This window comes from Allobosea sp. 10L417 (genome assembly GCF_056395485.1).
The window spans coordinates 219,487-243,525 of the sequence record NZ_JBFTJP010000001.1 but is presented as its reverse complement, the minus strand read 5'-3'; the positions used below and the strand labels follow the sequence as shown (position 1 = coordinate 243,525).

Below are 24,039 nucleotides of genomic sequence, written 5' to 3'. Positions count from 1 at the left end.
GGATACCTCGGGCCAAGTGCCCCACACTGGAGAAGACCGAAGTGACTACGAAGAATGAACTGATCGCTGCGATCGCCGAGAAGACCGGCAAGTCCAAGTCTGACGTCGGCGCCATTCTGGCGGCTGCAGGCGAGATCGTGACGGCCCATCTCAAATCCGGCCAGGAAGTCGTCCTCGGCGACATCGCCAAGCTGAAGATTGCCCGCCGCGAGGCGCGTGAAGCCCGCAGCCCGGCGACTGGCCAGACTGTGCAGGTCGCCGCGAAGAACGTCGTGAAGTTCAAGCCGGTGAAGTCGCTGGCCGACGCTGTCGCCTGATCGGCGGAAGCGAGAAGTACCCCTCGGCCGGTGGCATACCGCTACCGGCCGTAGTCGCATCAGGAGGGCGGCCGTGGGCCAGCATCGCAGCAAGGAAGAGATCGAGGCTGAGAAGCTCGCCAAGGAACAGGCGCGCGCCGATAAGCTTGAGGCCCGTCAGTCCAAGTGTGCCGGCGTCTACAAGCTCCCATGCCTTGGCGGGTGCACCAAGGGCTGCCGGCGCGCGTCGACCGAACGGAAGATCGCCAAGGCGAAGAAGGCCAAGCGAGAGCGGGCCCGGAAGGCGCGCGAGTCGTCGCTGGCCAATTCTACGGCCGCACAGGCGGCGGCACATGACGCTGAGCTCGCCGCGATTCAGTTTGAGGTAAAGGCCAGAAAATCGAAGCTGCGCGACCTCGAGCGCTGGCAGACGTCCGTGATGTACCTCTGCGGCTTCACCGTGGACGAGATCAACACGAACATCGGCGGGAATGCGCGGCGGGGCCCCATCAACCGCGTTGTCACTGCGGGCAAGCTTGAGGCGATCCGCCAAAGCTCACAGTGGATCAAGCGCCTCGCCGACCTGGCTGCGAAGGCGCCGCACGGCATGGAAGGCTTCGCCATGTTCTGGGCGTCGCGCGGCAAGCCGCGTGGCCTTCATCGCGAGCTGCAGCATCTCATGGAGATCAAGCCAGAGTTCCAGCCCATGACGCAGAAGCTGCGGGGTGGAGGAGAGCGCATTTGGAACCCGAACGCCTCCGCGCTTCATGCCGAGGCGAGCGCCGGCGGAATCGCGGAATACTGCCTGCAAGCCGGGGTATGGCTCTCCGTCCTGTTCGGTCGCATCGGCTCCGGCGGCGTGCGCGGCTTCGATCCGACGCGCGAATTCGTGGACGGCTCCAGTGCCGATGGAATGGCGGAATCGTCCGTCGATGCGATTAAGATCGAATCGATGGTTCGCGACCACGTAATCGCCGCGTTTCGACCTGACGGGACAGCGGAATGGAGGTGGCGCGCCTTGGAACACGTCATCAGGCTGGATCGGCCGCTCGCCAACCTTGGTCTGCCTGCCGGCATCGGCTCGCCGTCGAGGTTCCTCAACGAGGCCCTGGAGGAGGTCGCCATCTGCCGGAACATGGCGCCGTCGGGGATCAGGTCTCGGCGCCCAGGTGGAGAGCTCGACGTCGCCTATGAAGCGGCCACGAGAGCCGAGCGCGATGCGGTTAGCGCTCACTACGTGCTAAGGGCGCAGGAGAAGCGGGGCGCGGCCTAATCCCGGTCCGGCGTCCGCGTATCGCTGATCACGGAATCGGTCACGCGCTCGGCCATATCCACGGCGCCGGGCATCGTCATAAGCGCCAGCATCACAAGCGCGGCGTGCGGGATATCCTCCTCCCCAGCCGCCCAGGATCGAACCCGCTTCGGAATCGTGCCGAAGAGCCTCGCGAAGCGTCCTTCGGATAGCCCGACTTGCTCGAGCGCCTGCCGGAACTGCTCAGCCGTCATCCGCTCGTATTCGTATCGCTTCGCCACGGGCTTCACGGTGTCCAGCAATGGGGTCTCCTCTATCTGCGCGATTTAGGCGTTCGTGGAAAGGCGCGGCGTGTCAGCGGGGCTCTTGGTAGCCGGGGAGGTTGCTTCGCAGCGTAGTATAGCCTGCCGGCTCGCGAAGCTCCTCTCGCGACACGATGGCTGACGCAAGGTCGGCAAGTGTCACCTCGATATCCTCCGGCGTGCGTGGAGTGCCGGCGGGCGTCTTGATGCAGCGGTTCATGAGAACGCGTAGCGCTTCCATAGCCTCTGGCAACTCCGCGCGAGCCGCACAGGTCGCTTCGATCATCTCAGGAGTGGGGAATACCGGGCGCACGCCTGAGACGATCACTCGATGATCGCTCGTCGGGTTCGGCTCGATGCGCCATTTCCGGTTGCGGCCAAAGAACAGGCTGCGCTGGTCGTTGGCGACGATGGCGACGGCACGTCCCGTCCCCTTCGCGACGTTCTGTGCCTCGCGCAGCGCGGCCTGCATTTCCTCGTGCGTCAGCGTCATCGGGTCTCCATTTAAGCGAGGGCAGGGCAGCGGTTGGGAAGCCGATGAGTGTAGTTCGGCGCCGCCGCTAAATCCGTATACGCCCGGTCTTTAGCGGTGCCTCAATGCGCAGCAACCGCTCGCGCCGCTCCGGTGTCAAATCGCGCAACAACACAGGTTTCATGCTGAGCGCCGCCGCGTGAACTCTGTACACTTGGCGTGCGTTATCGCGGTCGGTCTGGATGAAAACGCCCTTCCTTACGAGCCCATGCAACGGTTCGATATACGGCTCGGACTCGATGTGGTCTCTATCTCTGACCATTATCCAACGCAGCAGCGCTTTCTCGTCGCCAGTAGCGTAGGTGACGGCGTCACGGATGGCATGCTCGCCAATCTTGCGCTTGGCCTGGCGGGACCGTTCGGCCTGCCATTTGGTGAGCAGTGACAAGCCCCACCGAACGAGGTGGCCGACAACCAGACCGGTGCAAACCAGACCGGCAATGCCAATCCAGGGCAATGTGGCCGGTTCAATACTGGCCAGAGGCCAAAGACCATATGCATTACCTGCGAGCACAGCCCCGCAAGCAATCGCGACGCCGAGAGCGATGTGCCAGCTCCGATCTATGAGCGCCATCGCCGCATCGAAGAAATCCTTCATCGTTCCCCCGCAGCGCATTCATCGGGCTCAATGAAGTCTGGGGCGTTGAACTTCGCAACCGGCTGCGCCTCATCACCAGCCGAAAAAATTATCGTATCCCCGTCCGCGATCTCTCAGCGCGCCCGCTGGTCCCATCTCGGGTGGACGAAGTCGGGCCTGCCGAAGACCTTGATCGCGTTCCACCATCGGTCATCGCAGAAGCCGACGAAGTGAACGCAGGGGCGTGGTGGGCCGGGCGCTTCCGGCTTGCGTGGGCGCTTCATCAGCCCTCCTTGAAGATGCGGACGACGAAACGTGCGCCGCTGGCGGTGTAGATGATCGGGTTATCGGGGTCGGAGACGTCGACGCATTCGATCTGGTCGACGGCCTCGACCGTGGCGGCGTCCTCGTCGAAGTCGTGGAGCGCCATCGGCTGATCTTCCAGGCGGAGCGCGATCATCAGCGCAACGTCGCGCGTCAGGGGAGTGCGGGGTGCGGCGGTCACGGCTCAGACCTTCCCAAATAGGAGAGCGAGAAGCAGGGGGAAGCCTTCTGCGAACGCATAGAGGCAGCTGGCGGCGGCGCCGGCCTGAGCCAGGCGCGCGGCAAGGAAGAGCGAGGAGCGGAGGGCGTGCATGATCACCACCACCGCACCGGGCCGTCCTTGCGGACCCGCAGCATCACCGTGTTGACGTAGGTTCCGACCTCAGAGAACGAGCCGGCCGGCAAGTCGCGATATTTGCCGCCCATGTTCTCAATCTTCGCCCGGAAGGCGACGGACTTGCGGGTTTCCCGGAATTCCGTGCCGGCCGACATGATCGCGACGAGCTGGCCGTCCGGCTTCAGGAAGCGCAGGGCGTGGTTGACGTGGTCGATATCCCGCTCGCGGTCGAAAGGCGGGTTCATGACGATCAGGTCATAGAGGCCCGTTTGCTCCGGCGTCAGCGTCAGGAAGTCACGGCACCAAACGCGGCTATAGATACCCTCCGCTTGCAGAGCGTTCGCGAGATGGGGCTGCAGCTCGACGCAATCGACCTGGTTGTCGAAGCGGTACTCATGCCGGTAGCGCTCTGAAACCTCATCCTTGGTCCGCACGCATCGCCGCGCGAGGTTGCCGGTTCCGGCGCTCGGTTCCAGAACCCGCAGCGCTGGATTGTCCTTCGCACGCGCCAGCGGGACGCCATCAAGCAACCTCACCGCCGCGTCATCTGGGGTCGGATAGAACCCGTACCGCTTGGCCGGCGTGGTCTTGATGTTCTGGAGCGGGTCGTCCTCGGCTTGCATGCCGTCGCCGACGACTTCGCCGTAATGCTCCGCCAGCAGCTTGTTGACCTTCTCGACGAGATCGTCGCGGGTGAACCACAGATGCGCGTTGCCGTTCTTGTACCCCTTGATCCGGAAATATGGAGTCTCGGCTTCCGATTGGCGCGGGCCGTTCGCTCCGCGCCTGCTGTTCTCAACGGCGGTCAGCGCTGAGGTGAAACTATCCTCGGGGTGGCCGTCCAGCACCGAAAAGACGCGCTCGATATCAATCAGCGTGTCACGGGTGGGCCCGTATCGCAGGCTCCCCCAGTCATTGAAGGCACATGTCAGAATGACGCGAGTGCCGATCTTGAACCCGTCATGCGAGCGGAAACGCCGGTCCAGCTTGGAAAAGGCATTTGCTATACCGCGCCGGAAGATCATGCCGGCATCACCTGCGAACCGCTCCAGCGTCGCCATGATGTTTTCGACCGTCAGCTCCGGCAGGCCTTTGGCGATTTCATCCTGATTGATCAGTTCGCCGTCGCGCCCGGAGCGTTCCGGGACAAACCGCATCTGCTGGCGCAGCTTGTCCTTGGCCTCCTTGTCCATCAGCCGCTCAAGATCGGTCCGCTGGATGATCCACGACCAAGCGTTGATGTCCATCAGGCGCCGCGCCGTGCGCAGATAACGGTCCTTGCGCGGCAGGTTGATCGCTTCCTTGAACTCGCGAAGCTCTTCGGCCTTGTCGTAATTGTAGGAGGTGACGCCGGGGTGCGCCCGGTCCGCCATCTTCTGCGCAGCCTGTAGGGACTCGTGCGCCTCTTCGATCTTGTCGAAGGCGATCCCATAGAGGCGCAGCGCCTCGTTTCGAAAGCTCACGATATCTTCGACCGTCGAGCGGGGAACCAATTCATTGGACATCAGACAAAGCTCCAGGGTTCGCGCTCAAGCCATGGGCGAGCGCGTTGTGGTGGGGTGCGGGGTGTTGGGGGGGGGCGAGACCGGGCCAGGTCGCGCCGGATCATGTCAGGCGTCCGGGGTATCGGGGCGCGGCGGGTTGAGCTCTTCCGCCACGGCCTGCGCCGTCGCGACGATGTCTGGCAGGAGCGGGCCGGCCGATCGATCAAACTTCACGCGGCGGCACATCGCCGGGATGACTTCCCAGTCATATGCATGGCCCTCGACTTCATTGGGCGTCATCGCCTCAAAGACGCGAAGGCACCATGCGCCGATTGTCACCGCACGGGATCGCAAGTCGACCGTTCCATGATCCTCCCGGAACCGTTGCACGGCATGCGCCCATTCGTCGGAATCGGCCGGGCCGATCCATCCGGTCCGGCACATCCCCACGGCCTCAGTCAGGCATTCCCAGACGTTCAGAGCGGCTTCCATCTCAAGATGGCTATAGCGCTTGGCGTCGATGTCCTGCCGGTTCAGCAGATGGCGCGGGGCGGCCCTGCGCGCCTCGATGGTGAGGGCGAGCGCCATCGTTACGACTCCAGCCAAGCGGACTTGGCGGCTCGCACAGCGCGCCGAACGCGCCGACGGTCCCGGCCCTCAACACGATCCGCATAATCGCCAGCGGGGCGAGCCGGGGAAGCAGAAACACCCTTGTTGATGTTCTTCGTCATAACCCTTGTTCTCCGTAAGGAAGGCCACGATCGGCCGGGTTGAAGCGATGGCGCTTCCCATTGCTCGGGGTAGACCCGGGCAAGGCGGAAACGTCAGCTGCGAGGGAACGCCAGCGAAAGGCTGGCAACGGCGAGCGCGACCAACGGCAGCGCCACAATCAGAACTGAGGAGAGGTGCCCGAAAGCGTTCATCTGACGGTCTCCGTATCGGAAGGCCACAATCGGCCGGGAACAGCACTTGCTGTTCCATGTAAGTTACACTATGTGCCTTTATCTGGCCGGTCAATGGATTTGACAAAGATTTTTGAGAAAAAAACGCACATGGTGTAACGCATGGGATGGATGGCGAATCTCGCCGCTAAGGTCGAAGCGGCGCCTGCTCGAAGGCGAGGGCGGCCGGCCAAGCTGCGCGAACCGGAGAAGCAGACATTGCCCGCGATCACCGCCCGCCAGATCAGGGCCGCACGCGCCTTGCTCGGCATTGGCCAGGTCGAAGCCGCAGCGCTCGCGGGCATTGCTCGGCCCGTCTACACTCGCATTGAGACGGGCAAGGTTCGCGGGCGAGCTGATACGCTCGACAAGATCGAACGCGCGTTCAAGTCGGCCGGCGTCGAAGTCATCTACGCTGACGACGCGAAAGGCGAGGGCGCCCGCATGGCGAAGCCGGACGTTTGACCGCATAGCCCATCGCTATCTTGCTTGTCCCTTCCGACCTATGGTCCGGGCTCACGACAGGAGCCTGATATGAGCGACGATGGATACAAGGTGATCTCGGTCGAAGACGACCCTAAGCTCTTGCAAGAGGCGTTGGACCAGATCAGCGAAGACGAGGGCGTCGTGGTCAGCGCCCTCTGGCAGCCAGCCAGGCAGGTAACGCTCAGCGGGACAACTAAGTCGGTCAACTCGGGATATGTCATCATCGCCGATTTCGGACTGGAAGACCCAGAACCGCGCCACTGACGATGGTTTGCCGAAGCCCGCACGGTCCGCCCTGCGGGCTTTCTCTTGCTCTCGACGATGCGAAATAACAATAACGTTTTGCTAGAGACTCAAATGGAATTGCAAAAATGCATTGACGTTCGATCGCGAATGATTCAGATATCGAATCACAACGGCGAATCGTCTCCTCCCGGATGTACGGAGTTGAGACCCGCCGCCAGCGAGCCCGGCCCTTGTGGTCGGGCTTCGTCGTTCTGAGAATCGGGCTCTAAGATCGGCGCAAGTTCTTCCCAGCGGTCAGGATTCAGCCCCATCCGCTTCGCAGCGCGGCGAAGCCGCTGTTCTCGTTCATCGTCCGACATGGTCGGCTCCTTCTGTTTTGGGTTGTTATCTCTTAGGGAGTAACCGCCGGGCCGCCGTGTTTCAGCAACTTGCCCGGACGCCCCGATAGCAGCGCGGCAAGCCAAGCCTTGCGCATTCGTCGCCGGCCAGGCGCTGTGCCTCGGCCCAGCTCGCTACCCTAGTCAAAGGCAGCCATCGCCCGCGCTCTCGAACCGCGACGCATGGCTTGCCGCCGACCGAACCAATCGAAACCAGATCCTGCATGGTGCCCTCCCTTGATGGTGAGGCATACAGCCGGGATGGTTGAGACGTAGAGCGCAAGCCTATGCCACGCCTCCGCTCCCTACCGCCCCGCCTGGGCAAGGCGCCCTCGAGGTGGCCAACGGCACAGAAGCAGACAGCGCCACACTATGGCACTGCTGCCCATCGAGCATGGGCGCAAGCCGTAAAGGAACGCGCCGCCTTCAAGTGCCAGTCATGCGGCGCATCAGGTGTCAGGCTCATTGCTGACCATGTGCACGAGATCAGCGACGGCGGCGACCCGCTCGACCCAGTGAACGGCAAGGCCCTTTGCTTCGCATGCCATGGCGTGAAGACGCACTTGGCTAGGGTGTCGAGGCTTCAGGGCTGATGCCTGCCAGTGGCCACGAGGCGACCCTAGAGGCATTCGGCAAGCCCTCGAAGGGGTAGGGGGGCTCGAATGTCTGGGCCGGGTAGGGGCCGCCACCGCCTAGGGTCGCATCCGCACAATTTTTTCTGGGCGGTCGGAATTTCGGGCCGAACCCGCTGATGACCGGATTTAATCGGTGAGCGCTCATGAGTGAGAAGCGAGGCCGCGGACGCCCGGCATTCGTGCCGACGGCGTCTCAACGGCGCACGGTTCAGGAGATGATCTCCTGTGGCGAGACGAAGCGGAGCGTCTTCCTGGCGCTCGGCATCGATGAGGCGACGCTCAACAAGCACTTCGCCGTCGAGCTTGAGACCGGCGGCGCGAAGAAGCGGCAGGAGCTGCTCTCCCTCCTCTGGAAGGGCGCTCGCAAGGGCAACGCCTCGTGCATCAAGAAGATCGAGGAGATGCAGCGTGCGGCCGGCGCGGCGGAGGCTGTTGCCCGTCGAGAAGTAAAGCCGCCGGAGCTCGGCAAGAAGGAGCAGCAGCAGGCGGCGGCGGAGCGCGTTGGCGGCAAGTTCGCGCCGCCGGCACCGCCCAAGCTGGTGGTCAATAACAAGTCGTGAGGCACTGGACGACGTCATGCCCTGATTGGGAGCATCGGATCGTTGCGGGCCAGACGCTTGTCCCGTTCGATCCACTGTTTCCTGACGAGGCCGAAGCGGCGCTCGCGGTGTTCAAGTCCCTGCATGTGGTCGACCTGCCGGGGTCTCCGACCTTCGGCGAGTGCTGCGATGAATGGGTATTCGACTTCGTCAGGGCGATCTTCGGGGCCTACGATGCTGAGAACGCGTCCCGCCTGATCAATGAGTTCTTCCTGCTGATCAGCAAGAAGAACGGGAAGTCGACCATCGCGGCCGGGATCATGGTCACGGCGCTGATCCGCAACTGGCGGCATTCGGCGGAACTGCTGATCTTGGCCCCGACCATCGAGGTGGCGAAGAATTCGTTTGAGCCAGCCCGCGACATGGTGCGCGCTGATCCGGAGTTGCTCGACCTGCTGCACGTCCAGGAGAACATCCGGCAGATCAAGCACCGGGTGACCAATGCGGTCCTGAAGGTGATCGCGGCGGACTCGGACACGGTGTCAGGCAAGAAGGCGGCGTTCGTCCTCGTCGACGAGCTATGGGTGTTCGGCAAGCGCGCCCACGCCGACGCCATGCTCCGTGAGGCAACCGGCGGCCTGGTCAGCAGGAAGGAAGGCTTCGTCATCTTCCTGTCGACTCATGCGGACGAACCACCCGCCGGCGTGTTCAAGGCAAAGCTGGAGCTCTATCGGAAGATCCGTAACGGCGAGGTCAGCGCCCCAAAGCGGTTCGGCATGCTGTTCGAGTTCCCGGACCGCATGCTCAAGGACGAGAGCTACCTCAACCCGGACAACTGGTACATCACCAACCCGTCGATAGGGTCGGCGGTGAGCCGGGAATGGCTGGAAGACAAGCTCGCGGAGGCGCAGCGCGACGGCAAGCAGGCCACGGCGGTCCACATCGCTAAGCACCTAAATGTGCCGATTGGGAGCATCATCCGGTTCGATGGTTGGGCTGGCGCGGAATTCTGGGCGAAGCGAGCCGACAAAACCCTGACGCTAGAGACGCTGATCGCGCGTTCCGAAGTGGTGACGATCGGCGTCGACGGCGGCGGACTGGACGATTTGCTCGGCCTCTGCGTGCTCGGGCGGGAAAAGGAAACCAGGCGGTGGCTCTGCATCTGCTACGGCTGGGCACATGAGATCGTGCTCGAGCGCCGCATGGAGATCGCGCCGCGGCTGATCGACCTCGACAAGACCGAGTATTTCGAGATCGTCGAGAACGAGTCGCCGCGAGACGTCGAGGCTCTCGCCGATATCGTCGAGACGGTTCGCGACGCCGGCCTGCTGCCCGAAGAGGCCGCGATCGGCGCTGACCCGGCCGGCGTCAACGACATCGTCGATGAGCTCGAGCGTCGAGACTTCTCGGTCGGCAAGGATGGCGAGATCGGTGAGATCGTCCCGGTGTCGCAGGGCTACAAGCTGCAGAATGCGATCAAAGTTGCCGAGCGCAAGGTCGCTCACAACCAGCTCACCCACAACGGGTCGGATCTCATGACCTGGGTCGTCGGCAACATGAAGGCCGAGCAGAAGGGCAATGCCCTGATGATCACGAAAGCCGCTGCCGGCACCGCCAAGATCGACCCGGGCATGGCCTTCTTCAACGCGGTCTCGCTGATGGCGCTCAACCCAGAAGCTGCCGGCCGCTCCGTCTACGAAGATCGCGACCTGCGCGTCGCGTAAGGATCACCTCATGCTGAGAAACATCGGCTTTGGCCTGCTCTACGCGGCCGGGTACGTCCCCGCTTTGCTCCGCGATCTGGTCGGGATCTTCGCCGTCGGGCTGATCTCCTATGGCGCGTGGCAGATCTATCCGCCAGCGGGTTTCATCACCGCTGGCGTGCTGGCGCTGATCGGAGTGATCCTGCTCAGCATGAAGGCGCGGTAAGCGCAGATGCGCGGCCTCTTCGGATCGATGCTGGCCGTCCAGGCGGCATCAGGATCGGAAACTCTCACGCTGACCGATCCCGCTGACCGCTGGTTCGGCGTGGATGTCGGAGCGATGAGTAACTCCGGGCGCCGGGTCTCGCCGGATCTCGCACTCCGGCTCTCGGCTGTCTATGCCTGCGTCAACCTCCTGTCGAAGACGGTGGCATCGCTGCCGCTGCGGATGTACCGCATCGAGCGCGGCACGACCGGTTCAGGGACGTCGAAGAGCTATGAGGCGCCCGAGCACCCGCTGAACGATCTCCTCGAGCACCAGCCCAATCGCTGGCAGACCGCTTGGGATTTCCGGGCGATGCTTCAGATGCACCTCTCGCTGCGCGGCAACGCCTATGCAGAGATCATCTCCGGGCCGCGTGGGTTCGCCGACCGGCTTGAGCCGATCCATCCGGATCGCATGAACAAGGTCGAGCGGCTGCCCGATGGCACCTTGCGCTACACCTTCACCGACGAAAACAATCAGCGTGTCGTGCGCCTGCAGGACGAAATGCTCCACCTGCGCAGCGCGATCGCTCCTGGTCTCGTCGGCATCAGCCCAGTCTCCTATGCCCGCGAAACGATTGGGCTGGGCCTCGCTACCGAAGAACATGGCGCGCGGCTATTTTCGAATGGAGCCCGCCCATCTGGCGTGGTCCAGATGTCGAAGCGGATGTCGGACCCGGCGTTCGAGCGCTTCAAGGCGCAGTGGCGCCAGATGTACAACGGCCTGCACAATGCCGGCTCAACGCCGATCCTTGAAGAGGGGGCCGAGTTCAAGTCGATCGCCTTGACCTCGGAAGACGCCCAGTTCTTGGGCACTCGCGAATTCCAGATTGAGGAGATCGCGCGCTGGTTCGATGTGCCGCTGGTGATGCTGCACCACATGACGAAGACGTCGTCGTGGGGAACCGGCGTCGAGGCGATCATGCTGGCGTTCGTCCGCAACAACCTGATGCCGTGGTTGTCGAGCTGGACCAGCGCCATTCGCCGCGACCTCATCATCGCGCCGAACTATTACGAGGCCCGCTTCGACGTCGAGGAGCTGCAGCGCGGCGACTCCAAGGCCCAGGCCGAATTCTTCAACAAGCTCGTCATCGCGGGCATCCTGACCAGAAACGAGGCTCGCGCGGCACTCGGCTACAACCCTCTGGGCGGGCTCGACGAGCCTCTCGTCCCGAACAGCAACGCGAAGCCGGCCGACAACGCCAGCGACCCGCCGCCTGGCTCCGCACTCATGGGGCACAACGGCGGCCCACCTCTCAGCGAAGCACCATCCGAAATGGAGCAAGAACCATGACGACCAGGTTTCCGCACCTGCGCGCGGCGATCGTTCGGACGCCGTGGGCCATCCTGCCGGACCGGCTCGAGGCGATCGCCGAGGTGATCGAGCGCCGCTTCGACGGCGTGCGGCTCTCGGAGGAAGAGATCGCGGCGATCAAGGGCGAGCGCGACCCGAACGGTTCTGTCAGCCATTACGCGCTGGACGTCGCAGGAAACATGGGTCTCCTCGCGCAGACCGAATACTTGGCTGCTCGCGGCCAGTCTCAGGAGGATCAGGGCACCGTCATCGCGGTGATCAACGTCATGGGCGTTATCGCCCAGCACGCGCACCAAGTCGACAACATCTCTGGCCCGGGCGGGACATCCTGCGAGCGGGTGACAAACAGCTTCCGCGCTGCCATGGCCGATCCCGCCGTCAAGGCGATCGTGCTGAACGTCGACAGCCCTGGCGGCAATGTCCACGGCGTGCAGGCCCTGGCGAACGAGATCTTCAAGGCGCGGGGCCGCAAGCCGATCGTCGCCCAGGTCAACAGCACGATGGCCAGCGCCGCCTATTGGCTCGGCGCCGCCGCGGACGAGATCGTGATGTCGCCAGGCGCCGTGGCCGGTTCAATTGGCGTCTATGCGCTCCACAAGGACGTCTCTGTCGCTGCAGAGCAGGAAGGCGTGAAGTTCACTTTCGTCTCGGCCGGCAAGTTCAAGGTCGAGGGTAATCAGTTCGAGCCGCTCGGCGATGAGGCTCGCGCGGCCGTTCAAGGCACCGTCGACGCCTATTACGCTGACTTCACCGCCGACGTCGCCCGTTTCCGCGGCGTGAAGGTCGCGGATGTCCGTGGCGGGTTCGGCGAGGGCCGCATGGAGAAGGACCGAAACGCGGTGAAGGCTGGCATGGCCGACAGCATCGCCACGATGGACGAAACCCTGCGGCGTCTCGCCAGCGCCAAGTCGTCGACCGGGACTCGCGCCGATCTGTCGGAGCTTGCCGCGGAGCCGCAGGCGATCACGATCGAGCAGCGCGCTGCTGGCGATGGTGGGTTTTTTCTGTACGCTTCGGAGGATTTCCCCGCCTGCACCGCCATCGATGAGGCGGTGCTCGCAGAAGACATGGTGGCCGTAGATGGGGACCAGGTGACGCTGACCTTCGCGAACGGCCATGCCGTTTACACCATGCGCCCGTGGCCGGCGAAGGGCGCCCGCGTCATGGACCTGCAATCGCGTGAATGGTCCGCTCCGCCTGCGTTGCCGTCCGCCCCTGATGCCGCCGCTGTCGCCGCGGCTGAGACGGCCGAGCGCGACGCCTTCCGCCGCCGTCGCCACGCGCACCGCCAGCGCACGGCCTGACCACCCGCCTTCCAGTTAAGCGCCCCATGAGCCGCCGGGCACATGGGCAGGATACTCGCGCCCGTTTTCGCCCGGCTCATCTCCAGGAGCAGATCACCATGAGCATCAAGGCTCTTCGCCAGAAGCGCGCCGACCTCGTTCGTGAGGCGCAGGGAATCTTCGACGGCGCGTCCGCCGAGAACCGCAATCTGACTGACGTCGAGGCCGCGCGCGACGACGCCATCACAGCCGAGCTCGCATCGCTCGACAGCCAAATCGAACGCACCGAGCGCCAGATGGAGCGTCAGCGCGCGATCGGCGGCGCGGCCGATGCCAACGATCAGCAGGATGGCCAGGACCGCTCCGGTCGTGGCGACCAGGTCCGGTTCCGTTCGCTCGGCGAGCAGATGATGGCCATCGCCCGCGCTGGAAACCCCGACTTCCGCGCAGGCCCCGATCCGCGCCTGGTCTGGTCCGGGCCGACCGGCGCATCCGAAGGTGTCGCCGCGGATGGCGGCTTCCTGGTGCAGACCGACTTCTCCAACGAGCTGCTTCAAAACACCTACGAGGGCGGCGAGATCGCCAGCCGCATTCGCCGCATCCCGATCGGCGTCAATGCCAACGGCCTTGCGGCAAACGGCATCGACGAGTCGAGCCGGGCCAACGGGTCGCGCTGGGGCGGCATCCGTTCGTTCTGGACCGGCGAAGCGCAGCTGATGACTGCCAGCCAGCCCAAGTTCAAGCGCATCAAGATGGAGCTCGATAAGCTGACGGGCCTTTGCTACGTCACCGACGAGCTCCTTCAGGACGCGACGGCCCTGCAGAGCTGGCTGCGCCAGGCGTTCCGAGACGAGTTCCTGTTCAAGATCGAAGACGCGGTCATGAACGGCAACGGCTCGGGCATGCCCCTCGGCTTCTTGAACAGCGGTGCCACCATCACGGTGCCGAAGGAGGCCAGCCAGCCCGCCGGGACGATCGCCGCGGAGAACATTCTGAAGATGTGGGCCCGCATGCCGGCCCGCCTCCGCAAGAATGCGGTCTGGTACGTGAACCAGGACGTCGAGCCGCAGCTCTACCAGTTCAACATCAAGGTGAAGAACGTCGCCGGCACCGAGAACATTGGCGGCATCGCCGCGCCTCAGGTGATCTACACGCCCCCGGGCTCGAACGGCAACACGCTCGGCACCCTCATGGGCCGCCCCGTCGTTCCGGTCGAGTATGCCGCCACGCTCGGCACCGCCGGCGACATCACCCTGGCGGATCTGTCGCAGTACCTCGCGATCGAGAAGGGCGCGGTCGAGGAGGCCTCCTCGATCCACGTTCGCTTCCTCTACAACGAGACGGCGTTCCGCTTCGTCTACCGCTTCAACGGCCAGCCCATCTGGGCCGCGCCGATGACGCCGTACAAGGGCACCGCGACGCAGAGCCCCTTCATCGTCCTGCAGACCCGCTAACCGCGGGCGGCGCCTTTGCGCTGACAACCTACAGGCCGGGCGTCGTCCGGCCTGCCTCCTCATCTCGCGGTTGAAGGACCCCACTCATGACCAAGTTTTCCCTCGCTCAGCAGACGAAGATCGTGGAGGCTCTTGCCCCCGCGGCGGATGCTGCTGGCCGCTCCTCTGACATCGTCAGCCTGAAGAACGCTGGAAAGGCGTTCGTCCTCGTCGCGCTCACTCAGGGCAATGCCGCTACCGTGGCGCTGTCGCTGATGCAGGCGCAGGATGTCGCTGGCACCGGCGGCAAGGCCGTGGCCAACGCCGTGCCGATCTGGTCCAATCTGGACACTGCGGCTTCGGATACCCTCGTCCGCCGCAGCGATGCCGTGAGCTACATCACGGACGCCGCGGTCAAGAACAAGCAGGTGGTGTTCGAGGTCGATCCCGCACTGCTCGATGTCGAGAACGGCTTCGACTGCCTGTATGTGACCACGGGCGCATCGAACGTGGCGAACATTACCCAGGGCACGTTCATCCTGACCGATCTCCGCTACGCGCAGGGGACCCCGCCGAGCGCGATCATCGACTGATAGTCGAAAGACCACAGGCCGCCGCCATTTGGTCGGCGGCCATTCCCCAATCTCGGTCGGAGCGCCGCAATGTTCGTTCGTCAGTTGATCGGCCGAGAGGCCGGATCGATCATCCCCCTGCCATACCATGCCGCTCAGGCTGCTCTCGATATGGGCACCTGTGCGCCTGTCACCGACGAAGAGATCGCGCAGGCCGGCCTTGATCCTGAGCCGTCGATCGTCCTGGTCAAGCCGGATGAGATGCCGGAGGGCTACCGTGTCGATGTCGCTGAGGGCGGCGGCTACAATGTGATCGACGCCGGCGGTGTCAATTTGACGCCGGATCTCGAAATCCCGAACCTCGCCGCGGCGCGCTCTTTCGCGATGGAGCATGCTGGACTGGCTGATGACACGGCTGAATCCCCGGACGACGAGGCGGTCGCGAAACCGGAAATCCCCGCCGATTGGCGCGATCTCCCGTGGTTTAAAATGCTCCACCTCGCGCGGGCATACGAACCGACGGTGAACAGGAAGGACGAGGCGATCGTCGTCCTGGAAGCCGCCGAGAAGGCCGCCACCGAGGCTCAGCAGGGCTGACCCATGCTGATCGTGACGGAGCCCGCGACCGACCCGCTTCTGATGACGGTGGAGCAGATGCGTGCGGCCGCTGGCCTTGCTGCGGACGACGTCTCGCACGATGAGGCTCTGGCTCCGCTCAACGCCAGGATCAGCGCGGAAGTCTATGACTTCGCGGGCATCGCGATCGCGGACAGCGGCAATGAGCCGACGCTTCGCCAGGAGACGCTGACCGAGACGTTCCGGTGCCCGTCGAACGGCCCGCTGGTCCTGTCACGGCGCCATAACGTCGAGATCGTGTCGGTGACGGTCGATGGCGAGGCTCTGGATGCGGTCGGCTATGAGGTCGAGGCCGAGAGCGGGCTGCTCCATCGCATTGTCGGCCAGCATCTGTCGTGCTGGCGCGGATCGCTGATCACGGTTGACTACAAGGCTGGTTTCGCCACTGTCCCGCCGGCGCTGATCGGCGCCGCATCCGACCTGATCCGATTCCGCCGCTCCGAGGTGGAGCGCGATCCACTCGTCCGCTCGCAGCGCGTCAAGGTCGACGGCGTCGACGAGGTCCAGACTGACTATTGGGTCAATTCCGTCACCAGCGGCTCGGTTTCGGCATCGGGCGCCGCGATTCCGCCGAACGTTGCCGCGGCCCTCTCGCGCTTCGTGAACGTGCGGCTGTGATGAGCTTGGCCGAAACGCCTGCCGCCCGCATCGCGCGGCTTGACGCCTCGCTGGCTGCGCATGGGCAGGCGGCCACGCTCAAGCGCCGCATCGGGATGGGCAACTCCTTCGTCGATCTCGCCATTCGCGTGCGGCTCGCAGGCTACGGCACGGCGGACCTTTCGAGCGGCATCAAGGTCACGGACAGCAAGTTCATCACCAGCCCGACGCCGATCACGGCCGCAGGCGCGGCCTGGCCTGGGGCGGCCGGCGGCGGAACGGACCCGAAGATTGGCGACTACATCCTCGCCGAAGGCCGTCTGCGTCGGATTGAGCAGGTCGACAACATCCGCATCGGCGACGCGCTGGTGCGGATCGAAGGGCGGGTCAGCGGCTGATGGCTGTCTCGGCCAAGCTCGACCCGTTCGACTTGTCTCGCGACGTGCTGGTCGCTGCTGGTCTCACGCCGGCTGGGCAGGCGAAGATGTTCCAGCAGGCGGCGCGCGAGGAGCTGGCAAAGGGCCAGGACCGGAACCGTTCGGCTCTTGGCTATGTGCCGCCGCACGTGACCGTCGTCGACCAGTCTCGCGGCGCAGCGGTCGAGAGCGCGAAGGCGGATTCGACGATCGTCTTTGAGTTCCAACTGATCGAAACCGCGCTGTCGGTCATCGGCGAAATGCTGGTACGCCATAGCCCGGTTCGATCGGGGCAGTTCCAGTCGTCGTGGATACTGTTCGCGGACGGCGTCGCGGTTGAGCCCGGTCAGATCCCATCGGCGGCTGACGAGTATGCTTTCATCAACAGCCAGCCCTACGCTCGGAAAATCGAGCGTGGGCTCTCTCCGCAGGCGCCGGAGGGCGTAGCCGACGTCGTCGCCGCTCTCGCTAAGCGCCGCTGGGGCAACATCGCGAATATCCGCTTCAGCTTCCGCTCGTTTCCATCCGGCGCGGTCGGCGCCTGGGCAAAGACGGGCTCTGCTCGAGCAATGGCGAAGACGATCCGCAAGGGGAATGCCGCGGCTCACCATGAATGGCTGACCCGACAGCCGGCGGTGGTGATCACGCCCTTCAGCGGCGGACGCAGGTAGAACCGTGGCACATCGTGATGTCGAGATCGCCGTGGAGGCTCGCCTCCGGGCTCTGTCACCTGTGCCGACGATCGTCGTCGCGAACACGGTCGCCGAACAGCCGGCAGACGGAAGCGAATACCTCGAACTCCAATTCCCGGTCGCAGATGTCCGACGCTGGACGGTCAACCAGCGGAAGTATCGCGAGGTCGGCGGCTTTCGGATCGTACTCCATGTCCCGACTGGAACAGGGACGGGCCGAATTCGCGATCTTGGAGAAGAGCTTGCGGCGATATTCTGCGACGAAACTTTCGACGGCGTGAACTGCCGCACGCCCGGCTCGCCATATGTCGACGACGCGGTCGAGGGGCCCATGATCTGGGCATCCATCGCCTTTCCCTACGACTTCACGTTCAGCAGATAGGAGGCTGGCCATGGCCCGCGTCACCAATCTCACGCGATCCGGCATGGATTTCATCGTCGGCGTGAAGGACGGCGCGGCCGTCACGGAACACCTCAAGGCGGGCGAGACCCGCGAGCTCGATATCGACCTCAACAGCGCGACGGTCAAAGGCCGCCTCGCCGTCGAGGCCATCAAGATCGGAGCCCCGGCGCGTCGCGCGACCGCGAAGACCGAGAACGCCGGCTAGTCCGGCAATCCTTCAACTCGCGCACAGTCAGGAGACATCGCGATGTCCGACATTTTCACCGCAACCGGGGCCAAGCTCTTCATTGGCCCCTCTGTCACCAACACGACCGACACCGCCGCCGAGTATGCCGCCCTGACTTGGACGGAGGTCGGCTTGATCGAAACGCTCGGCGAATTCGGCGACGAGTCCAACGAGGTGACCTTCGCGGTCCTTGGTGACGGCCGCATCCGCAAGGCCAAGGGCGCCCGCAACGCCGGCACCCTGGCTATCACCGTGGCTCATGCCTCGGACGATACCGGCCAGCAGGCGATGATCGCGGCCGAGGCCACCTACAGCAACTATGCGTTCAAGGTGGTTCTGCCCAACCGGCTGAATGCCACGGGCACCGACGAGATCCAGTACTTCCGCGGCCTCGTCATGTCGAAGCGCCAGAACATCGGCAACAACGACAATGTCGTGCGCCGGACGTTCAACCTCGGCGTCAACTCCGAGATCGTGACCGTCGCTCCGACCGCCGGCGTCTAAGGGGAGGCGTGAGCCTCCTCATCCCTCTCTTCATCCACGCAACACAGGGGCGCTTCGTGAAGCTCTCAGACATCAAGATCAATTCTGCCGCGATCGAGCAGGGTGAATGGATCGGCGCGGCGCACGGCACGCCGATCCCCGACATGGGCGATCTCTGCCTGAAAGTGCGCGGCATCGGAAACTCCGATTACCGCGCGCTGATGGCGAAGCTGGTTGACGCTGTTCCGCGCTCGCAGCGCACCGCCGGCAAGCTCTCACCCCAGGCGAATGACCGGGTCGTCATCGAGTGCCTTGCCCATACGGTTCTGATGGACTGGACGGGCGTGGAGGATGACGATGGATCTCAGATCACGTTCTCGCAGGACGTGGCCCTCAAGATCATGCTGAATCCTGACATGGCGCCGTTCAAGCACGCGGTGTCTTGGGCGGCCAATCAGGTCGGCGAGCAGCGCGCGTCCGACAACGAGGTCGCCGCAAAAAACTGATTGAGGCCCTGCGCTGGCAATTGGCGCAGGGAAACAGCCTCAGCGGGGCTGGCGAGGCGCCCGAGATTGAGACGGGCCTGCTGTTCGTCTGGTCTGCATTCTGGGAATTGAGCACCGAGCGCCAGATCGGGATGGGACTTGGCCCGATCCCGCACTCGGCAATCCAATCGTTCGCTCGTGACCATCAGGTTGTCGGTGACCACCTCGATTCCCTCAAGGTCATCATCCGGGCGGTAGACGCCGAGTATTTGCGCCTTCTCGCCCCGAAAAATCCCAAGCAGCCGAACACCGTGCGCGGTGATGACATCGAGGGCGTGAAGAACGTCCTCAGCCGGGCGGCCAAGCGGCCTTCCGAGTAGTCTTGCACGTCTGGATATCCCGACATGGCAGAGAACGAAGTCGTCAGGACAATCCGGGTCCGCGGTGTTCCCGAGGGCCTGGAGAACCTGACGAGCCAGCTTCAGCGCGCCGAGAAAGCCTATTCGGGCGTCGGCTCGGCTGCGGCTGCGTCTGGATCAGAAACAGAGACGAGCGCGCGCAAGCTCAATACGACCGAGCGCGCGTATCGGTCCCTGACTGAGCGGCTGGATTCGACCGCTCGCATTTATCGCCAGCTTCAGACCGACACGCGGACGCTCTCGGGAGCGTTCGATGCCGGCTTCATGGGGAAGGGCGCTGAGGCCGCTGCTCGCTTCAACAGCGAGCTCCTTCAGATCCGCCAGACCCTGCAGGATGTCGGCGGCCGGATGGCGACCGGTAGCGGCGGGCTCGATCGCCTGCTCAACGTCGACAGCGTCGCGAAGTCGGCGCGCGAGGCGGCCAGCGTCTTCGAAGAGGATCTCCTGCGCCTAGACACGATCGCGCAACAACGAGCTGCACAGATCGGTGCGAACTTCGGCAGGGAGCTCTCCGAGCAGCTCACATCCTCGACCGGCAAGTCGGCGCGCGATTCCGCAGCGATCTTCGAAGCTGAACTGGGCCGGCTGGATGATATCGCCCGGCAGCGTGCGGCCCAGACCGGCCAGGAGTTCCAGCGCGCCCTGAACGAACGCCTCGTTGGCGGCTCTGGCAAGTCGGCCTCCTCCTCGGCTTCTGTCTTCCAGGAGATGTTCGCCGAGCAAGACAAGCAGGCTCAGACGCTCCAGAAGCTCCGCCAGCAGTACGACCCGCTCGGTGTGGCGCAGGATCGCTACGCCAGCGCGATCGATGAGACCAATAAGCTCCTGCAGGCGGGGCAGATCAGCGAGACGCAGCATCTCACGATCACCACGAATGCCCGGAAGGTGCTGGAAGACACCACGAAGGCGTACAACGGCGCCTTTGTCGCGCAAGGCAAATATGCATCCGGCGCCGGCCTGGCGCGCCACGAGCTCATCAACCTGTCCAGGCAGATGCAGGACGTCGGCGTCTCGCTCGCCTCCGGGCAGTCGCCGCTTACCGTGCTGATCCAGCAGGGCACGCAGATCGCGGATGTGTTCGCCTCCTCGCGGGCTTCTCTCTCTGGCTTCTTCGCGCAGGCGGTGCGTGGCGTCGCAGGCTTTGCCATGTCTGGCGCTGGCCTCCTCACCGGTGGCGCGTTGGTCGGCGCGGCGGCGATCGCGTCTGCGTATCGGTATGCCGAGAGCCAGAAGAACGTCGAGCTAGCCCTGATGGGCGTCGGACGAGCTTCTGGGCAGACCGTCAGCAGCATCAACCGCGTTGCGGAGGCCGCCGCTCAGTCGGGCGAGGTCAGCCGCTCTGCGGCTCGCGACATCGCCTCGATCTTCGCAGGAACGGGCCGGATCGATAGCAGCCTCATCACTTCGAACCTCGTCGACAGGGGGACGAGGGGCTATGGCAATCTGACGGGAAAGAGCCAGAAGGAGGCCGCGCAGGAATTGGCGCAGGCACTGGCGAGCCCGACCGCCGGCGCGGCGGAGCTGCAGAAGCGTCTCGGCAGCCTCAGCGACGCGCAGATGCAGTTCATCCGCAGCGCTGAGGCATCTGGGAATCGCACTGCCGCTCAGAAGGCTCTATTCGACGCCTACAACCCAACGCTTCAGGAGGCCGCCACCAAGACGAGCATTCTCGCCAGGGCCTGGGAGGCTGTCGCGAAGGCGGTTTCGGACGCAAGCGACAAGATCGGCAAGGCGATCACCGGCGGCGACCTGGATCAGCGCATCGCCGAGATGCAGAAGATCATCGAGAACCGGCAGAAGTACGGGTATCGGTCTGGCTCTATCCCTCAGTTGCAAGGCGACCTCGACGCGCTGCTCCGCGAGCGCCGCAGGAACAATGAGTCTCGCGACTTCCGAACTGCCGATGCTCAGTCCAACGACCTTTCAGGTCGGGCCGGCGAAGCTCTGCGCGGCCTCTTCGGTGATGAGTCCCGCCTTCGGAACCTGAAGGATCAGCAGGCTCTCCTCGAGAAGACGTTCGGCGACTCGTCCGCGATGGCGAAGCTTGGCCCATTGTCCGGGAAGGTCTCTGAGGGCATCGAGCGGCTCAAGAGCAGCATCGAAAATTTCGAGACCGAGAACGAACGCATCGCACGCGACTTCCAGCTCCAAACCCAACAGATCGATGCCTATACGCTCACGCAGAAGGCCGCAGTGGAGGCTGAGCGCGCCCGCGTCGAAGCGATCCGTGCCGGACGCGGTGAGATCCAGGCGGGTGTCGAGGCGGAGCAGGCGCGGACGCGGGTCATCATCGAGGCGAACCGTCAGCTTCGAGACGCCGCACGAGACCTGAAGGATGCCGGCAGCCTGATCGGCCTCTCGCCGTTCCAGCGCAGCCTGCAGGAGAACCGCAACGCTAGCCGGCGCGAGCGCGAGACGCTCACCGTGAACGGCTCGACGAGCAGCTATCGGAACCCGTTCGGGGGCACGGCTCCGACGATTGGCGCCCTCAATGGATCGCTTTCGCGCGACCAGGTCCTTGATCTGATCGAGAAGCACGAGAGCGGCGGCCGAAACATCCATCAGAACGTCGTCGGGCCGAATGGCGACTACAACCCATCGACCGGGACGATCACCGGGCCGTCTTCGGCGCAGGGGTTCTTCCAGATCACGAACCCGACATGGCGCGACGGGGCGAGGATGGCTGGCGTCGATCTCAGCCAGTTCCCGAACGCAATGTCAGCGCCGTATGAGACGCAGCGCAAGGTGGCCGGCGCGCTCTACGACAGCCGCGGCGTCTCGCCGTGGGCGCCGTATAACGCCAGCCTGCGTGGCGCGCTCGCCGGGCAGGGCGTCCAAGGCGCGAACGACAACAATGCGGCGCGCAACGCCAACACGGTGAAGGAGGCCTATGAGGGCTGGAACACTCCGCTCGCAAACGCCAATCGCCAGCTTGAAGCGAATACCGAACTTCTGAACCGCCAGAAGGAGACGATGTTCGGGACCACGGCGCAGGTTGCCGAGGCGGCGGAGAAGCAGCGCCTCATCAACGAGTATATGGCGCAGGGCATCCCGATCACAGCCTCACTGGCAGCCGGTATCGACGACTATGCAAAGAGGTTCGGTCAGTTGTCCGGCGCTGCCGATCAGTTCCAGCTCGTGAACAACGTGCTGAAGGATACGCAGGACATCGGCGCCTCGGCTCTGAAGGGGTTCATCAGCGATCTGCGAGCGGGCAAGTCCGGTGCTGAAGCTTTCGCAAACGCGCTCAACCGCATCGCCGACAAGATGCTCGACACGCTGATCGACGGGATGTTCGGCAAGGGCATCCTCGGCAACGCCGGCGGCAGCAGCGGCGGCCTCTTTGGGCTCCTGTCGAAGGGGTTCGGCCTTGGGGGCGGTGGCGAGCAAGTAGCCTCGAATGGCCTGGCGTTATTCGGCCCGGGCTTCGCGACTGGCGGTTACACCGGGGGCGGTGGAAAGTATGACGTTGCCGGGTTCGTGCACCGCGACGAATTCGTCTTCAGCAAGGAAGCCACGCAACGGCTCGGCGCGGGGAACCTCGATCGTCTACATCGTGGGGCGCTCAAGGGTTACGAGGTCGGCGGCTTGGTTACTCCGGCCGCAGCCTATGCAATGCCGGCGCCGTACATCCATGACGCACCGGCGAACAGCAATGCGGCGCCGGTCACGTTCAAGGATAACCGCAAGATCAATATCACGCCCGCCAACGGCGTGACGCCTGAACAGATGGTCGCGGCGCTCAAGCGCTATGACGAGGACAGCCAGCGGAACATGGTGACGCGGCTCAAGGTCGCTAACTCGCGGTTTGATCGGTAGCGGATTCGATGCCGATCTTCTCCGAGGCCGCTGCTGCCGCTCTTCGTGGGAGGCAGGTTCGCGCCACGCATCTTGCGCTCCTGGAATTTGCATCCCAGCCGATGAGGCTTTGGCTGGGTCGCGGCATGCTTCATGCGGGCGGCCAGGATTGGGCCGGCCTGGGCGAGTGGGCCTCCATCTCCGGCATCGAATCCCCATTAGGCGGCACCGCGCCAGTCACGACGCTTGGTTTGTCAGGCGTCGAACCCGATCTGGTTCCGAAGGCGCTCAACTCCTCTGCGGAGGTGAAGAACCGCCCCGTGACCATTTACATCCAGGTCTTCGACGAGGATTGGCAGACCCTCGACAGCCCGTATGCGGTCATGTCTGGCACGATGGACAAGATGTCGATCCGAGCCGACGGCCCGACGACGCGCACGATCGAGCTCACCGCGGAGTGGCTGTTCACCCGCCGCTCCATTCCGCCGTACGGCTTTATGTCCGACCGTGACCAGAAGAGCCTGTTTCCCGGTGACCGCGGGCTCGAGCAGATCGTCGCGATGCAGAACAAGTCGGTCTATTGGCCGGTGTTCAAATAATGAATACCGGCCTCTCCGAATTCCTCGCCGCAGGCGCCAAGACGCCATTCGAGTGGGGGAAGGAAGACTGCTGTCTGTTCGCCTGCGATTGGGTTCTGTCGCAGCGCGGCGTCGACCCGGCGGCACGGTTCAGAGCCGCTTATGGCACCGAACGCCAAGCCCACCGCATCATTCGCCGTGCTGGCGGATTTGTCCGATTGATCGAAGCCGAGATGGCCGCGGCGGGATTGGTCGAAACCTCGGACCCTCTGCCGGGCGACGTCGGAGTAGTCGTGACGGATCAGGGCCAGGCGCTCGCAATCCGCTCTCGCGTGGGGTGGGTGGCTAAGGCGCCCTTGGGCATCAGCGCGGCACAATTCATAGTCGTGAAGGCTTGGGCGGTCTGAC

Annotated in this window: 32 protein-coding genes; 24 read left to right on the top strand and 8 right to left on the bottom strand. The window is 64.2% G+C overall.

Annotation, left to right across the window (positions count from 1 at the left end; all coding sequences use genetic code 11):
* Positions 1 to 41 precede the first annotated feature (41 nt).
* Positions 42 to 317 carry an HU family DNA-binding protein gene (locus tag AC1DE3_RS01310; protein ID WP_476851970.1) on the top strand — a complete coding sequence of 92 codons (276 nt, stop codon included), beginning with the start codon at positions 42 to 44 and terminating at the stop codon, positions 315 to 317.
* Between the two features lie 73 nt (positions 318 to 390).
* The gene (locus AC1DE3_RS01305; RefSeq protein ID WP_476851969.1) at positions 391 to 1,569 is read left to right on the top strand and encodes a hypothetical protein; all 1,179 of its coding nucleotides are present in this window, start codon (positions 391 to 393) and stop codon (positions 1,567 to 1,569) included.
* On the opposite strand, the gene AC1DE3_RS01300 is transcribed toward AC1DE3_RS01305, so the two are convergent.
* The 7 genes from AC1DE3_RS01300 to AC1DE3_RS01270 all read right to left on the bottom strand — a co-directional run bounded on the left by AC1DE3_RS01300 (position 1,566) and on the right by AC1DE3_RS01270 (position 5,692).
* Positions 1,566 to 1,850, bottom strand: a complete 285-nt coding sequence (locus tag AC1DE3_RS01300) for a helix-turn-helix domain-containing protein (RefSeq protein WP_476851968.1) — start codon at positions 1,848 to 1,850, stop codon at positions 1,566 to 1,568. The genes AC1DE3_RS01305 and AC1DE3_RS01300 overlap by 4 nt on opposite strands.
* Before the next feature lie 52 nt (positions 1,851 to 1,902).
* A complete protein-coding gene (locus AC1DE3_RS01295) occupies positions 1,903 to 2,343 on the bottom strand; it encodes a hypothetical protein (protein ID WP_476851967.1) in 441 nt (146 codons plus the stop codon).
* Between the two features lie 67 nt (positions 2,344 to 2,410).
* Complete coding sequence (locus tag AC1DE3_RS01290; protein ID WP_476851966.1) at positions 2,411 to 2,980, bottom strand: hypothetical protein; 570 nt, start codon at positions 2,978 to 2,980, stop codon at positions 2,411 to 2,413.
* A 113-nt stretch (positions 2,981 to 3,093) separates the two neighbouring features.
* Positions 3,094 to 3,243, bottom strand: a complete 150-nt coding sequence (locus AC1DE3_RS01285; RefSeq protein WP_476851965.1) for a hypothetical protein — start codon at positions 3,241 to 3,243, stop codon at positions 3,094 to 3,096.
* The gene (locus AC1DE3_RS01280; RefSeq protein WP_476851964.1) at positions 3,243 to 3,464 is read right to left on the bottom strand and encodes a hypothetical protein; all 222 of its coding nucleotides are present in this window, start codon (positions 3,462 to 3,464) and stop codon (positions 3,243 to 3,245) included. The genes AC1DE3_RS01285 and AC1DE3_RS01280 overlap by 1 nt, the downstream gene beginning before the upstream one ends.
* Positions 3,465 to 3,598: 134 nt before the next feature.
* Positions 3,599 to 5,125: a DUF4942 domain-containing protein gene (locus tag AC1DE3_RS01275; RefSeq protein ID WP_476851963.1), complete on the bottom strand. Its 1,527-nt coding sequence runs from the start codon at positions 5,123 to 5,125 to the stop codon at positions 3,599 to 3,601.
* 105 nt (positions 5,126 to 5,230) lie between these two features.
* Positions 5,231 to 5,692: a hypothetical protein gene (locus AC1DE3_RS01270; RefSeq protein ID WP_476851962.1), complete on the bottom strand. Its 462-nt coding sequence runs from the start codon at positions 5,690 to 5,692 to the stop codon at positions 5,231 to 5,233.
* Between the two features lie 572 nt (positions 5,693 to 6,264).
* On the opposite strand from AC1DE3_RS01270, the gene AC1DE3_RS01265 reads away from it, so the two are divergent.
* The gene (locus AC1DE3_RS01265) at positions 6,265 to 6,510 is read left to right on the top strand and encodes a helix-turn-helix transcriptional regulator (RefSeq protein ID WP_476851961.1); all 246 of its coding nucleotides are present in this window, start codon (positions 6,265 to 6,267) and stop codon (positions 6,508 to 6,510) included.
* 69 nt (positions 6,511 to 6,579) lie between these two features.
* Positions 6,580 to 6,795 (top strand): hypothetical protein, encoded by a 216-nt coding sequence (locus AC1DE3_RS01260; protein ID WP_476851960.1) that lies wholly within the window; start codon positions 6,580 to 6,582, stop codon positions 6,793 to 6,795.
* A 146-nt stretch (positions 6,796 to 6,941) separates the two neighbouring features.
* Here the strand turns inward: AC1DE3_RS01260 and AC1DE3_RS01255 are convergent, their stop codons facing one another.
* A complete protein-coding gene (locus tag AC1DE3_RS01255) occupies positions 6,942 to 7,136 on the bottom strand; it encodes a hypothetical protein (protein ID WP_476851959.1) in 195 nt (64 codons plus the stop codon).
* Between the two features lie 305 nt (positions 7,137 to 7,441).
* Between AC1DE3_RS01255 and AC1DE3_RS01250 the strand changes: the two genes are divergently transcribed.
* The 20 genes from AC1DE3_RS01250 (at position 7,442) to AC1DE3_RS01155 (ending at position 24,038) form a co-directional block, all read left to right on the top strand.
* Positions 7,442 to 7,747, top strand: coding sequence for an HNH endonuclease (locus tag AC1DE3_RS01250; RefSeq protein WP_476851958.1), 306 nt, complete (start codon positions 7,442 to 7,444; stop codon positions 7,745 to 7,747).
* Positions 7,748 to 7,932: 185 nt separating this feature from the next.
* Complete coding sequence (locus AC1DE3_RS01245) at positions 7,933 to 8,349, top strand: hypothetical protein (RefSeq protein WP_476851957.1); 417 nt, start codon at positions 7,933 to 7,935, stop codon at positions 8,347 to 8,349.
* A 107-nt stretch (positions 8,350 to 8,456) separates the two neighbouring features.
* On the top strand, positions 8,457 to 10,052 hold the full coding sequence (locus tag AC1DE3_RS01240; protein ID WP_476851956.1) for a terminase large subunit: 1,596 nt from the start codon (positions 8,457 to 8,459) through the stop codon (positions 10,050 to 10,052).
* 10 nt (positions 10,053 to 10,062) lie between these two features.
* The gene (locus tag AC1DE3_RS01235; protein WP_476851955.1) at positions 10,063 to 10,257 is read left to right on the top strand and encodes a hypothetical protein; all 195 of its coding nucleotides are present in this window, start codon (positions 10,063 to 10,065) and stop codon (positions 10,255 to 10,257) included.
* 6 nt (positions 10,258 to 10,263) lie between these two features.
* On the top strand, positions 10,264 to 11,589 hold the full coding sequence (locus AC1DE3_RS01230) for a phage portal protein (RefSeq protein WP_476851954.1): 1,326 nt from the start codon (positions 10,264 to 10,266) through the stop codon (positions 11,587 to 11,589).
* Positions 11,586 to 12,914, top strand: coding sequence for a S49 family peptidase (locus AC1DE3_RS01225; protein ID WP_476851953.1), 1,329 nt, complete (start codon positions 11,586 to 11,588; stop codon positions 12,912 to 12,914). Before AC1DE3_RS01230 ends, AC1DE3_RS01225 begins: the two co-directional genes overlap by 4 nt.
* 98 nt (positions 12,915 to 13,012) lie before the next feature.
* Complete coding sequence (locus AC1DE3_RS01220; RefSeq protein WP_476851952.1) at positions 13,013 to 14,347, top strand: phage major capsid protein; 1,335 nt, start codon at positions 13,013 to 13,015, stop codon at positions 14,345 to 14,347.
* Positions 14,348 to 14,433: 86 nt separating this feature from the next.
* On the top strand, positions 14,434 to 14,919 hold the full coding sequence (locus tag AC1DE3_RS01215; RefSeq protein ID WP_476851951.1) for a hypothetical protein: 486 nt from the start codon (positions 14,434 to 14,436) through the stop codon (positions 14,917 to 14,919).
* A gap of 69 nt (positions 14,920 to 14,988) precedes the next feature.
* Positions 14,989 to 15,495 carry a hypothetical protein gene (locus tag AC1DE3_RS01210; protein WP_476851950.1) on the top strand — a complete coding sequence of 169 codons (507 nt, stop codon included), beginning with the start codon at positions 14,989 to 14,991 and terminating at the stop codon, positions 15,493 to 15,495.
* A 3-nt stretch (positions 15,496 to 15,498) separates the two neighbouring features.
* On the top strand, positions 15,499 to 16,152 hold the full coding sequence (locus tag AC1DE3_RS01205) for a hypothetical protein (RefSeq protein ID WP_476851949.1): 654 nt from the start codon (positions 15,499 to 15,501) through the stop codon (positions 16,150 to 16,152).
* The gene (locus tag AC1DE3_RS01200) at positions 16,152 to 16,529 is read left to right on the top strand and encodes a hypothetical protein (protein ID WP_476851948.1); all 378 of its coding nucleotides are present in this window, start codon (positions 16,152 to 16,154) and stop codon (positions 16,527 to 16,529) included. Before AC1DE3_RS01205 ends, AC1DE3_RS01200 begins: the two co-directional genes overlap by 1 nt.
* Positions 16,529 to 17,218 carry a hypothetical protein gene (locus AC1DE3_RS01195; protein ID WP_476851947.1) on the top strand — a complete coding sequence of 230 codons (690 nt, stop codon included), beginning with the start codon at positions 16,529 to 16,531 and terminating at the stop codon, positions 17,216 to 17,218. Before AC1DE3_RS01200 ends, AC1DE3_RS01195 begins: the two co-directional genes overlap by 1 nt.
* A 4-nt stretch (positions 17,219 to 17,222) precedes the next feature.
* Complete coding sequence (locus AC1DE3_RS01190; RefSeq protein ID WP_476851946.1) at positions 17,223 to 17,621, top strand: phage tail terminator-like protein; 399 nt, start codon at positions 17,223 to 17,225, stop codon at positions 17,619 to 17,621.
* A 10-nt stretch (positions 17,622 to 17,631) separates the two neighbouring features.
* The gene (locus AC1DE3_RS01185; protein ID WP_476851945.1) at positions 17,632 to 17,847 is read left to right on the top strand and encodes a hypothetical protein; all 216 of its coding nucleotides are present in this window, start codon (positions 17,632 to 17,634) and stop codon (positions 17,845 to 17,847) included.
* Positions 17,848 to 17,889: 42 nt separating this feature from the next.
* Positions 17,890 to 18,372 (top strand): phage tail tube protein, encoded by a 483-nt coding sequence (locus AC1DE3_RS01180; RefSeq protein ID WP_476851944.1) that lies wholly within the window; start codon positions 17,890 to 17,892, stop codon positions 18,370 to 18,372.
* An 8-nt stretch (positions 18,373 to 18,380) separates the two neighbouring features.
* On the top strand, positions 18,381 to 18,857 hold the full coding sequence (locus AC1DE3_RS01175) for a hypothetical protein (protein WP_476851943.1): 477 nt from the start codon (positions 18,381 to 18,383) through the stop codon (positions 18,855 to 18,857).
* A 20-nt stretch (positions 18,858 to 18,877) separates the two neighbouring features.
* Positions 18,878 to 19,216, top strand: a complete 339-nt coding sequence (locus AC1DE3_RS01170) for a phage tail assembly chaperone (RefSeq protein ID WP_476851942.1) — start codon at positions 18,878 to 18,880, stop codon at positions 19,214 to 19,216.
* A 24-nt stretch (positions 19,217 to 19,240) separates the two neighbouring features.
* Positions 19,241 to 23,074 (top strand): phage tail length tape measure family protein, encoded by a 3,834-nt coding sequence (locus AC1DE3_RS01165; RefSeq protein ID WP_476851941.1) that lies wholly within the window; start codon positions 19,241 to 19,243, stop codon positions 23,072 to 23,074.
* 8 nt (positions 23,075 to 23,082) lie between these two features.
* A complete protein-coding gene (locus tag AC1DE3_RS01160; protein WP_476851940.1) occupies positions 23,083 to 23,652 on the top strand; it encodes a hypothetical protein in 570 nt (189 codons plus the stop codon).
* Positions 23,652 to 24,038, top strand: a complete 387-nt coding sequence (locus AC1DE3_RS01155; protein WP_476851939.1) for a DUF6950 family protein — start codon at positions 23,652 to 23,654, stop codon at positions 24,036 to 24,038. Before AC1DE3_RS01160 ends, AC1DE3_RS01155 begins: the two co-directional genes overlap by 1 nt.
* Position 24,039 lies beyond the last annotated feature (1 nt).